Raw genomic sequence first — 11,034 nt, forward strand, 5'->3', positions numbered from 1 at the left:
CGAGCCACCGCGCCTGCCGCCTGGATCGCGGGCGCCGGCGATCGCCGGCTCGCTGGTGGACGGCACCGCCAACGTGCTCTATCTGCTGGTGGTGCGCTCGCACGCCGTGAGCATCGTCGGCACCATCGTGTCGCTGGGGCCCGCGTTCACGATCATCCTCGCGCGATTCGTGCTGCACGAGCGATTCCATCGCCTGCAGGTCGCGGGACTGGCGCTGGCAGGCGTGGCGATCGTGCTGCTGACGAACGGGACGAGATAGCAGTTGCGCTTCCTCTCGCGCGGCGCTCTCATCCGTAAGCTCGACGAGCAGACCGCCGACGAGCGCGGCTCCGCCGCCGTACGGGTCGGCCTGATCGCCGAGGTCGAGCACCTGCCAACGAAGCGCTCCCATGAGCACCCGACCGGCCCTCGACCTCAGTCGTCGATCAGCTGATAGGCCGAGGTCCAGAAGTCGCGCGTGAGATTCGGTATGTTCAGCACGTCGGGGCGACGCTGAGTCATGAGCACTCCGACCAGCTGCTCGCGTGGATCCACGGACCACGACGTTCCGAAGGCGCCATCCCAGCCGAAGCTCCCGGGCGAATCCGCGATCGAACGACGCCCGGTCGTGACGCCGAGTCCGAGGCCCCAGCCGTGCGTCTCCCAGAACCCGTCGAAGAACGGCGATTCCACCTTCTGCACGGGCGTGAGATGGTCCGTCGTCATCAGTTCGATCGAATGCCGCGAGAGAATGCGTGCGCGGCCGTGCCGGCCGCCGTTCAGCATCATTCGCCCGAGGGCGGCCATGTCATCGACGGTCGAGACCAGGCCGCCGGCGCCGGATTCGAACTTGGGCGGCCGCGACATCTGGCCGCCGCGAGCGGGATCCAGCACGGTCAGCGTCCCCGACATCATGTCGGCGCTGTAGCAGATCGGAAGCCGATCGAGCTTCAGCTCGGGAACGTGGAACGCGGTGTTCTTCATACCGAGCGGCTCGAAAATACGTTCGCTGAGGAACCGGCCGAGTGATTGGCCCGAGACGCGGCTGATCAGCACGCCCAGAATCTCGGCGCTCATGTGGTACAGCCAGCGCTCGCCGGGCTGAAACGCCAGCGGAAGCGCCCCGAGTCGCTTCATGAACTCGTCCTGTGACTCCGGGAAGATCCACTCGGTCAGCGGCAGCCGTGCCTCGGCCATGGCCCGCTGCAGCGGACAGGTGGGCGAGAGGAACAGGAGCTCGCCGTAGCCCGAGCGGAACGTGAGCAGATCCCGAACCGTGATCGCGCGCCTGGCCGGAACCGTATCGCCGAGAGGACCCTCGAGCGTGCGAAGCACCTTGCGATGCTCAAGCTCGGGCAGCCACGCTTCGATGGAATCGTCCAGCCGCAGGCGGCATTCTTCGAGAAGCGTCATGGCGCCGATCGCGGTCACCGGTTTCGTCATCGAGGCGAGCCGGAAGATGCTGTCACGTTTGATCCGCGTCGGATCATCGAACGCCATCGTGCCGATCGCATCCACCTGTTCGCGACCGCGGTGGTAGACGTACGTGACCAGCCCCGGAGCCCAGCCGCGTTCGATGTGACGTTCCATCGCCTCGTGCATCCGCGCCAACCGGTCGGGGGCGAACGGACCACCCGGGCGGCCGGCGGGCCGGGCGATTTCCTCGCTGAGAGCTTGAGCGGTGAGTTCCATGGCGATACCTCCCACAAAGGGGCACGGCATAGCTCGTGCCGGCCGGTCGTGCGGCGGCCGACTGACCATGCGCGTTGATTGCACGGCGGTTACGCGCGGGCGTGAGGCGCCGCGGGTGCGGCGAGCCGTGACAATTTGGCGAGCCCGGGCGGGCTCCGACGGCCAGGATGGCAGGCGGGATTTGCTCCTCGACAATCCGCACGGGCATTCTCCCGACTCATGGCCCGTAAGCGCCGCGCCCAAGCGAAAGTCAGCGCGAATCCAGGCCGGACCGGCGGTGCATCCGCCCACGTGCCACGCTGGCGCGAGTGGAGCGCGCTCGGGGTGCTGCTCGCCGTGGAGGCCGCGCTCGCGATCATTGGGGCACGCGCCACGTCCGTGACGTTCGACGAGAGCTTTCACGTCCCAGCCGGCGTGGCCTACGTCGCGGCCGGCGATGCCGGCGTCTCCGCCGTCAATCCGCCGTTGGGGAAGGCGCTCTTCGGTCTCGCGGCGCTCGCGGCCGGCGCACGGACACCCGATGCGGCGGTGCTTGCCACACACGACCCTCGCTTGGTGAACGAGGCGTTCATGCGCGCGAACGCCGCGCGCTACCGCCGGATCTATCTGGCCGCTCGACTCGTGAACGTGTTGCTGGCGCTCGTGCTGGGCTTCCTCATCTGGGGCGCAGCGCGCGCTCGATTCGGTGCCAGGGGTGGGCTGCTGGCGGCCGTGCTGTGGGCGCTTGCACCCGAGGCGCTCGCGCACGCCGGCGTCGCTACACTCGACATGGCCACATCGCTGCTTTGGCTCTCAGGCACGCTCGCCGCATCGCGCGTGGTGCGCACGGGCTCGTGGCGCGACACGGCAGTGTTCGCGGCGGTCGCCGGCGCATTCGCGCTGACTCGCTTTTCAGCGGTACTCCTGCTGCCGCTTCTCGTTACCCTCTGGGTCGTGGAGCGCGTGCGCGGACGTGCGGCGCCACTGCGAAGCGCAGGTCCCGTCTTCGCGCTCGCGCCAATCGCGATGATCGCCGCTTTGTGGCTGGGATACGGCGCGAATAGAGGGCCTCGGCCGCTTCATGAATGGACCTTCGCGTCGACGCGGTTTCGGTCGCTTCAACGGGCGGCACCTTCGCTGCGGCTGCCGCTGCCGAACGACGTCGTCACGGGGCTCGATCGTCAGTCGGCCGATGCCGAGCCCGGACACCTGACGACCTACGTGCTGGGGCGCGCCACGACGGCATCGGTATGGTGGTACTTCCCCTTCGCCATTGCGATCAAGTGGCCATTGGGGCTTCTCTCGGCACTGGTGCTCGTCGGCGGTCGAGTGATCGTTCGAAAGAGGATCGAATCGGCGGAACTAATCCTCAGCGCACTCGTCTTTCTCATCCCCGCGATGACGTTTGGGAATCTCGACGCCGGCGTCCGCTACGTGTTGCCATTGCTGCCGCTCGCCTGCATCGGCGCAGGATCGCTGATGATCATGGGGCCTCGCGCCCGAGTCTGGCCTGCCTTGGGCCTGGCCAGTGCTCTCACGGTCGCGCTCGAAACCTGGAGTGCCGCCCCGTGGTGGCTCTCGCATTTCAATCCGGTCGCCGGGCCGCCCGAGCGGCGTGAACGCTGGCTCAACGACTCCAACGTGGACTGGGGGCAGGGACTTGCCGCGCTGGCGACGGAGATGAAGAGTCGCGGCATCGCGCGCGTCCATCTGGCCTACCTGGGCACGGCCGACCCACACCTCTATGGGATCGACTTCGAGCCCTACTGGACCGGTGTGCCCGGGCCCGAGAGTGACTGGCTCGCCGTGAGCAGCTACTTCTACGTTGGGCTGCCGCAGACGCTGCGGCTGAAGGACGGACCGTCACCCTGGATCGCGTTGCTCGATTTTCATGCGTTTCCCCCCGAGCGCGCAGCGTCCCGCCCAGGCGACTGTATGTGGTTGTTCAAGATTCGGTGATCACGCCGCTCTCATGACGCGGCGGCGCCCGCGCTCGCGACGATTGCCAGAGGCGCGAAGCCTAGGACATGACTCCCGGGAATCTCGTCGCCGACGGATCATAGCCGGGGAAGATTGCGGCGAGATCGGCGATGCCCGAATGCCGCGTGAGGATCTCGCCGAACAGATCGCGGAAGTCGGTGGTCACCGCGAGGTCGCGGCCCTCGAAGCGCCGCGCGGGGTCGAGCCCCGGCCACTCGCCGGCCACGCGCCCGCCGCGCACGCCGCCGCCCAGAACGAACATCGCGGTGGCGTGGCCGTGATCGGTCCCGATGCTGCCATTTTCGGCGATCGTGCGCCCGAACTCGGACATGGTCAGCACCACCACGTCGCTCATGCGATCGCCCAGATCCTGCGCGAACGCCGCGAGCGAATCGCCCAGCTCGCGAAGCCGCGAGGCGAGCTGGCCTTCGCCGGCGCCCTGCGCGATGTGCGTGTCCCAGCCGCCGGCGTCGGCGAAGGCGTTCTCGAGACCGACGTCGGCCTTGATCAGTTGCGCGATCTGCATGAGCGAGCGCCCGAGTTTTCCCTGCGGGTACTGCGCACCGTGCTCGGGCTGGTAATCGCCAGGGTTCAATTTCTGCAGCGTCTGCGCGGCTTCGAAACCCTCGGCCGCCGACGAAGCCACGATGCCGGTTGCCGACTGCTGGTAGAGCTCCTCGAACGCGCGCGTCAACCGGTCGCGCACGGCCGGCTGCCCAACGCGGATGCCGAACGCGCGCAGGTCGGAGATCGCGAGCGACGGCGCGCTGCCGGCGAGAATCCGCGGCAGCTGCGGTCCGAACGCTACCGATTGGAACGGCGTGCGACGATGCTCTTCATCGTGCGCGGCGCAGCGATTGAGCCAGCCGTCGGGCGTCGATTTCACGCCCGGTGTACCGCTCTCCATGTAGTCCTGCGCGTCGAAGTGGCTGCGCGTGAGATCCGGCGAGCCCACCGCCTGGACTGGCGCCAGCAATCCCTGCCGCCACAGCGGCATCAGCCCCGAGAGCGCGGGATGCAGCCCGAAGTGTCCATCGAGGTCGAGCACCTGATCGGAGGGAATCGCGATGCGCGGACGCTCGCGGTAGTAGGCGGCATCGGCGTGCGGCACCACCATGCTCAGTCCGTCCACCGCGCCGCGCTGAAAGATGCAGACCAGCACGCGACGCCGCGTCGGAGAAGGAGCGAGCGCGAACGCGGCGCGATCGAGAAATAGCGGATCGAGGCCGAAGCTGACCAGCGCCAGCGCTCCGGCGCGGAGAAAGGCGCGTCGCGTGACGGTCACGAAAGAATCGAGACTCACAAACACCTCCTACTGATGCTGAAAATCAGGTCCGCCCAGACCGAGGCCCACCGCCATCGCTCGCGCCTGAGGCGGATTCAGGCCTTCGATCTGGCGGCGGATGACTTCTTCGGTGTGCGATGAGAGCTGTCCCGAGAACAGCGCCTGGTCCACGCGCTGAAGCAACGCGTCGGCGTCGCCGGTGGTTTCGACCAGCGGATCGAGATCGACGCTGACGCCCGGCATCCTGCCGGCGGCGAGCGCGACCGCGACGTTCATGCGCTCGAATAGTGCAGCGCTGTTCGCCCAGGCTGCTTCGGTGTCGGCGTAGCCGGTCGGCACCGGCTGCTGGTAGAGCGGCTGCCCGAGCCGGGCCACCGCGCGCGCTGGCCCAGGCTCGACACCCACAGTGCCGTCCACCGCGCGAACCGAGCTCGCCACGAACTCGAGCGGAGTCTTGAACTTGGTGCGCGAACGCGCCTCGGCCCAGAACTCAGGGCTCGAGAGGATCGCTCTCACGACTTCGCGAATCGAGCCGTCGCTGCGCTTCCACGCCGCAACACCGGCCTCGATCGCACCGGCGGGAGGATCGTCGCTTATCAGCCGCTCACAGAGCTGGGTGGTGACGTGCTGCATGGTGGCCGGGTGGCGCGCCAGCATGCGCAGCAGCTTCACCCCCTCGTCGCGGCCATGACCTGCCTTGAAGCGCACGCCCAGAACCTCCTTCTCGCCATCATCGTGCGCCCAGTCGCGAAACACGAAGCCACCGCCCTTTTCGGGTGGATCGACGCCCCATCCAGTCAGGATGCGCGCAGCTTCCTGAACGTCGTGCTGCGTGTAACCGCCGTCCACACCCAGCGTGTGGAGCTCGAACAGTTCGCGCGCGTAGTTCTCGTTGATGCCGGTCGGCATGCGCGACTTGATGCGCTCGATCTGTTCTTCGGACATCGACGAGTACCCGCGCATCTCCCGCATCTCGGCGCGTTCGAGCTGCGGCGGGATCGCGCCCTTGGCCACGCTCAGCGTGTTGTCGAGATACACCATCATCGCCGGGCTTTCGGCCGTGGCGATCAACAAGTCTTCGAATTTGCCCAGCACTCGCGGGCGGACGGTCTGCTCGACGTACGAGGGCAACAGGAATCGGTCGGTGTTCTTGCCGAAGAACACGTTGAAGTGGTTGATCCAGAAATCAGCGAGGACTTCTTCCAGCTGATTGTCGGCGGTCACCGCGCGGGCCACGACCAGCTGCTGAAACTGCTCGGCCAGGTCTCGATATTCACGAAGCGTGGGGTCGCTCGACATCGTCATCGAATCCGCCTTGTCGGCACGCCGAGCGTCGCGGGCCTCGATGAACTTGCGCGCCAGATCCTGGCGATCGAGTCGCAGAATTGAGAACTGGGATTCGATCTGAGCGCGCGCGCGGTCGTGCGGTGCTGCGAGCTGTTGGTCCACCCAGCGCATGACGCCCATCGAGGCGACGCGGTCCACGTCACCCGGACGCGGGCCGTAGGCGAGGCGATTGAGCACGATCAGCGCCGAGTCGCGGGCCGTGAGGGGCGTGCGGCTGGCGTCCGGGCCCGCCATGTCGTCGGCGCGAGCTCGCGTCGCGGATTCCGGCGGCGCGGTCGCGACCGCGAGGATCGCGAGCGTGGCCAGGGCTATTCGGCCGGCGAGATGAGCAGCGAACTCCAGTTGACGCACGTGCCGGGACCTTCAGAGCGGCCGGCGGGGTCTCTTAGAGCGCCGAGAGTAGCACGGCCAATGGCCCGCCCACTCGCCGCTAGGCGCGCGCCGACGACGGCGCCGTGGCCGGAGGGACGGGAGTGGGCGCCGGCGTGGATAGCACCGCGTACTCGGGTCCGAACTGCGCGAGAAACTCGGGGCCCAGCGCCCGCGCCGTGACTTCGAGCGGCAGCAGCACTACCGAGCCGAGGTACGGGATCGCCATGAGCACGAAGCCAATCGCGAGCGTGCCGAGCCCAAACGCCAGCATCAGGCACAAAGCGATGACCAGCAGCACGAGCGAGTAGAGGCCATACACGAGAAACGGGAGCGGGCGCTGCGAGAATAGCGCAAGGAAACGCCGCCATCCCGCGAGCACGCCGAGGTCGTACCGATACATGATCGGGACCACGAAGCTGCGCGTGAATAGCGAGATGTAGCCGAACAGGATCGCGAACGGCAGCAGCATGAGCGGCATGGGCAGCAACACCATCAGGTCGCTCAAGCGGAACGTGCCGGAGTGCAGAATCGCCGCGAGCGCGGTCAGGAACGGCGCCATGATCGCGCCCGCAACCACCAGGCACGCGAAGGTGACGCACAGCCGGAACAGGAACAGCGAATCGCCCAGCCGCCCGAGGCGACGCCACGGCTCGACGATGCCCGCTCGCTCGTGAGCGGCGTTGTCGAGAAAGATGAATTGTCCGCGCGCGCTGAGCCACATGAACAGCAGGTAGGCGAGGAGCGACATCACGGCGATCAAGATGAGTCCCGCTGTCACCAGCGGATTGCGGATGAAGTCGATGACCTTGGCGAGCGAGTCGGGCGAGATCGCCTCCGCGTGCCGGCGCAGGCCGGACCGGGATCCCGAGAAGCCCCACGACAGGTACTCCGAGAGAAAGGCCGCGAACCCGAGCGTCAGCCAGAACTCGATGCGGAACGGCCGGAACAGCATGCGCACCATGCGTTCCCATGCAAGGCGGAGGGGCTGGACGTACGAGACGTTCATTCGATTCTCCCGTTCTGGCGGCCAGAGGGCGCCAAGCCACTATTACGTCGGATTCGAGTGGAAGTTACACCCAGGGAAGAGCCGCACCCGGCAGGAGTTGCCGTGCCAGCCGGCCGCGGCTAGGTTCGCCCTCGCCAAACTACCTAAGGAGGCTCCGATGCGCGCGCCCAGATTCCTGCTCGTAGTCTTGGGAGTCAGTTGGGTGGCGGCGATGGTCCACGCAGCTGGCAATCCGACACCCTCGCCGGCGGCGATCCATCAGGAAGTCGAGTTTACCGCGGCGCCGGATCGCGTGTACGCGGCGCTGACTGATTCAGCGCAGTTTCGAGCATTCTCGGGCCGGGCGGCCGCGATCGACCCCGCGGTCGGCGGCGCGGCGTCGCTGTTCGGTGGACATATTGTCGCCCGCAATCTCGAGCTCGTTTCAGCGAAGCGCATCGTGCAGGCGTGGCGCGTCGTGACGTGGCCCGAAGGCATGTGGTCCATCGCGCGCTTCGAGCTTCAGCCGAAGGGAAGCGGAACGCACCTCGTGTTCGATCACTCGAGCTTCCCGGACGGACAACGTGACCATCTCGCCCAGGGCTGGGAAGAGAACTACTGGTCACTCATGAAGAAGTATTTCAAGTAGTCCGAGGCCCTACCTCATCCACAGATCGAAGCCGATCTTCACCCCATACAGCGTGCCACCCTCGAAACCCTGCTTGTCTTCGGAGATGGAGTCGTAGCGGAACTCGACCCGGACGTCGCCATGGTTCCCGGCGACACGCTGTCGCACACCGAGTCCTCCGCCCCAGATCGGATTCGAATTGTTGTTGCCCTCGGAGTAACTCTGACCCATCACTCCGCCGCCGAACGTCAGGAAGGGATTGGTCGAGCTGCGCGCCCCGAAGTTGTACTGGAGGTTGGCGGTGAGCTGATAGCCGGTTACGGTCGAACTCGAGCTGCTGAACACGGTAAGCCCGGTGTCGAAGTAGGTCTCGAATTCGCCGCCCTTCGACGAGGCTCCGAGCCTCAATCCCGGCTGGAATGTGGGTACGATCACTCCGGGACTGCTCGGCGCTCCAAACACGACCAGAGCATCGCCACCGTGCTTCGGATGGAGGTCGCTGAGTCCAAGATTGCTGCCGATGCTCCAGTTCTCTGCGTGCGCGGATCCAGCGAGCAGCATGAATGCGCCGGCGAGTAGGAGAGCGTTGCGGTTCATAGGGCACCTCCTTAGCCGGGAGGATACTCCCGCCGCGAGATTGGCTACTCTGTGACGCATGTCCGCTGGTAGCGTTGCCGTGGTCGGGGCCGGCGCCGCGGGTTTGACCGCGGCGATCCGCGCCGCGGAATCCGGCGCGCACGTCACGCTGCTCAACGCGCATCCCAAGGTCGGCCTCAAGATCCTGATGTCGGGCGGAACGCGCTGCAACGTGACGCACCGCGAGGTCACGGCCGCCGACTACTTTGGCGGATCGCGCAATGTCGTTGCGCGCATCCTGCGCGCCTTCACCCCCGATCAGACGCGCGAATGGTTTGAGTCGCTCGGTGTCGCGCTCAAACTCGAGGACACGGGCAAGTATTTTCCCGTGACCGATGACGCGCAGACCGTGCTCGATGCGTTGCTGCGTGAGTGCTCGCGATTGGGCGTGGAATTGCGGGCCGGCGCCCGCGTCGTCCATATAGATGTAGAGGGGGAGCGTTCCGAAACGGAACGCAGAGTTGGTGAGGCCCCGCCGAATGCGGTCGGGAGGCGTTTTCGCCTCGGAATTCAGCACGTGAAGGACGCCGCCGTGTTTTCAAGCAAGTCCACGCCCGTGCCCGACGAATTCCTCGACGCCGACGCCGTGATTCTCGCCACCGGCGGCCTGTCGTTTCCGCGCACTGGGAGTGACGGTGTGGGTTACCAGCTCGCGCGCTGGCTCGGCCACTCGATCGTGCCGACGGTGCCCGCGCTGACACCGCTCACCAGCGAAGAGCCGTGGTGCATGATGCTCAAGGGCTTGAGCGTCGATGCCGAGCTGACGTTGCGAGTGAACGACAAAGTCGAAGCGAAGACGCGCGGCTCGCTGCTGCTCACGCACTTTGGCTACTCGGGGCCAGCGGCACTCGATCTGTCGCGGCACTGGCTGCGCGCCGAGGGTCGCGGAGTCGTTACGGTGTCGCTGAGCGTCGCGCCGGGGGAGACGCGCGAGTCGCTGGAGAAGCAGTGGCTCGGGGCCTCGAAAGATCCGCGCCTGGCGGTGCGCCGCCATCTCGGCGTGTGGCTGCCTGACCGGCTGGTGGTGACGCTGTGCGCCGAGGCCGGCGTTGGTCCGTCGCTCAAGCTCACGCAGGTGCCGCGCGAGCGGCGCCGCGAGCTGATTGAGCTACTCGTGAGCCGCCCGCTGCGCATCTCGGGAACGCTCGGCTTCGAGAAGGCCGAAGTGACTGCGGGCGGCGTGCCGCTCGAGGAGGTCAATGCGAGCACGCTCGAGTCGCGGCGCTGCGCGGGGCTGTTCCTGTGCGGCGAGATCCTCGACGTCGAGGGCCGGCTTGGCGGATTCAACTTCCAGTGGGCCTGGTCGAGCGGGATGGTGGCGGGGCGGGCGGCGTCGATGTGACGACTCGTCCATTGCCCCCACGGAAAGGCCCTTGAACCGGTCGAGCGAGCGTCGTAGACCTATCGTTTGTCTGCATGGGTCGGGCTCGCCCAGCGCCCCGAGGTTCGCCGGTGGCGTCGCCTGGGGGTGTCCCCGACCGCCTCAAGAGAGGAGATCACCGACATGATGTCCCGTCGCGATGCCCTGAAGACGATCGCCCTCACCGCCGGCGCCGCGGCCTGGTCGCAGACCCCGCTGCTCGCGTCCTCGCTCGCCGGAACGGGTCCGCACCTGCAGGCGGCGGGCGGCGCGTCGGGCGCGGCACCGCCCGCCGCGCCCACCGGCCCCTTCACCCTGCCGCCGTTGCCGTACGCGCCCGACGCGCTCGAGCCGCACCTCGACGCGCAGACGATGACGATCCACCACGACAAACACCACGCCGCGTACGTGAACAATCTCAACAAGGCCGTCGCCGGCAAGCCGGATCTCATGAAGCTGTCGGTCGAGGATCTGCTGCGAAAGCTCGACACAATTCCCGCGGACGTGCGCACCGCGGTGCGCAATCAGGGCGGTGGACACGCGAACCACTCCCTGCTGTGGCCAAGCCTCAAGAAGGATGCGGTGCAGGCGCCGAGCGGAGAGCTTGCGAAGGCGATCGACAAGACCTTCTCGAGTTTCAGCGGGTTCCAGGACAAGTTCAACGCCGCTGCGATGTCGGTGTTCGGCAGCGGCTGGGCGTGGCTGACCTGCGATCCCAGGCAAGCGGGTCTTCTCGCCATCGAGACGTCGCCGAACCAGGACTCCCCGCTCGCCGCTGGGCGGGTGCCGCT

General features: G+C 67.0%; 11 protein-coding genes. 6 read left to right on the plus strand and 5 right to left on the minus strand.

The window, feature by feature from the left end; translation table 11 throughout:
* Together VMJ70_15610 and VMJ70_15615 are read left to right on the plus strand one after the other, a co-directional pair.
* A partial coding sequence (locus VMJ70_15610) for an EamA family transporter (protein ID HTO92558.1) occupies window positions 1–259 on the plus strand: 259 nt, incomplete at its 5' end.
* Window positions 260–262: 3 nt separating this feature from the next.
* Window positions 263–433 carry a hypothetical protein gene (locus VMJ70_15615; GenBank protein HTO92559.1) on the plus strand — a complete coding sequence of 57 codons (171 nt, stop codon included), beginning with the start codon at window positions 263–265 and terminating at the stop codon, window positions 431–433.
* Here the strand turns inward: VMJ70_15615 and VMJ70_15620 are convergent.
* Complete coding sequence (locus VMJ70_15620; protein HTO92560.1) at window positions 415–1,569, minus strand: serine hydrolase domain-containing protein; 1,155 nt, start codon at window positions 1,567–1,569, stop codon at window positions 415–417. The two genes, VMJ70_15615 and VMJ70_15620, sit on opposite strands and share 19 nt — an antisense overlap.
* A 426-nt stretch (window positions 1,570–1,995) precedes the next feature.
* On the opposite strand from VMJ70_15620, the gene VMJ70_15625 reads away from it, so the two are divergent.
* The gene (locus tag VMJ70_15625) at window positions 1,996–3,609 is read left to right on the plus strand and encodes a glycosyltransferase family 39 protein (protein ID HTO92561.1); all 1,614 of its coding nucleotides are present in this window, start codon (window positions 1,996–1,998) and stop codon (window positions 3,607–3,609) included.
* Between the two features lie 61 nt (window positions 3,610–3,670).
* Here the strand turns inward: VMJ70_15625 and VMJ70_15630 are convergent, their stop codons facing one another.
* From VMJ70_15630 to VMJ70_15640, 3 genes are all read right to left on the minus strand, one after another.
* On the minus strand, window positions 3,671–4,933 hold the full coding sequence (locus tag VMJ70_15630; protein HTO92562.1) for a DUF1501 domain-containing protein: 1,263 nt from the start codon (window positions 4,931–4,933) through the stop codon (window positions 3,671–3,673).
* Window positions 4,934–4,942: 9 nt separating this feature from the next.
* Window positions 4,943–6,613, minus strand: a complete 1,671-nt coding sequence (locus VMJ70_15635; protein HTO92563.1) for a DUF1800 domain-containing protein — start codon at window positions 6,611–6,613, stop codon at window positions 4,943–4,945.
* 79 nt (window positions 6,614–6,692) lie between these two features.
* A complete protein-coding gene (locus VMJ70_15640) occupies window positions 6,693–7,640 on the minus strand; it encodes a hypothetical protein (protein ID HTO92564.1) in 948 nt (315 codons plus the stop codon).
* Between the two features lie 157 nt (window positions 7,641–7,797).
* Here VMJ70_15640 and VMJ70_15645 point away from each other — a divergent pair, with 157 nt between their 5' ends.
* The gene (locus tag VMJ70_15645; GenBank protein ID HTO92565.1) at window positions 7,798–8,268 is read left to right on the plus strand and encodes an SRPBCC domain-containing protein; all 471 of its coding nucleotides are present in this window, start codon (window positions 7,798–7,800) and stop codon (window positions 8,266–8,268) included.
* Between the two features lie 9 nt (window positions 8,269–8,277).
* On the opposite strand, the gene VMJ70_15650 is transcribed toward VMJ70_15645, so the two are convergent.
* On the minus strand, window positions 8,278–8,844 hold the full coding sequence (locus VMJ70_15650) for a hypothetical protein (protein HTO92566.1): 567 nt from the start codon (window positions 8,842–8,844) through the stop codon (window positions 8,278–8,280).
* A 58-nt stretch (window positions 8,845–8,902) separates the two neighbouring features.
* Here VMJ70_15650 and VMJ70_15655 point away from each other — a divergent pair, with 58 nt between their 5' ends.
* Entirely contained in the window at window positions 8,903–10,225 is a 1,323-nt protein-coding gene (locus tag VMJ70_15655) for an NAD(P)/FAD-dependent oxidoreductase (GenBank protein ID HTO92567.1), read from the plus strand.
* A 162-nt stretch (window positions 10,226–10,387) separates the two neighbouring features.
* On the plus strand, window positions 10,388–11,034 hold a 647-nt coding region (locus VMJ70_15660), incomplete at its 3' end, for a superoxide dismutase (GenBank protein HTO92568.1).

Source organism: Candidatus Sulfotelmatobacter sp., from assembly GCA_035498555.1.
In the GTDB taxonomy this organism is placed as follows: domain Bacteria; phylum Eisenbacteria; class RBG-16-71-46; order RBG-16-71-46; family RBG-16-71-46; genus DATKAB01.

Excerpts from the sequence above, each read along its gene's own strand:
- VMJ70_15645 (HTO92565.1), top strand. The coding sequence starts at position 7,798 with ATGCGCGCGCCCAGATTCCTGCTCGTAGTCTTGGGAGTCAGTTGGGTG.
- VMJ70_15655 (HTO92567.1), top strand. The coding sequence starts at position 8,903 with ATGTCCGCTGGTAGCGTTGCCGTGGTCGGGGCCGGCGCCGCGGGTTTG.
- VMJ70_15620 (HTO92560.1), bottom strand. The coding sequence starts at position 1,569 with ATGGAACGTCACATCGAACGCGGCTGGGCTCCGGGGCTGGTCACGTAC.
- VMJ70_15640 (HTO92564.1), bottom strand. The coding sequence starts at position 7,640 with ATGAACGTCTCGTACGTCCAGCCCCTCCGCCTTGCATGGGAACGCATG.
- VMJ70_15650 (HTO92566.1), bottom strand. The coding sequence starts at position 8,844 with ATGAACCGCAACGCTCTCCTACTCGCCGGCGCATTCATGCTGCTCGCT.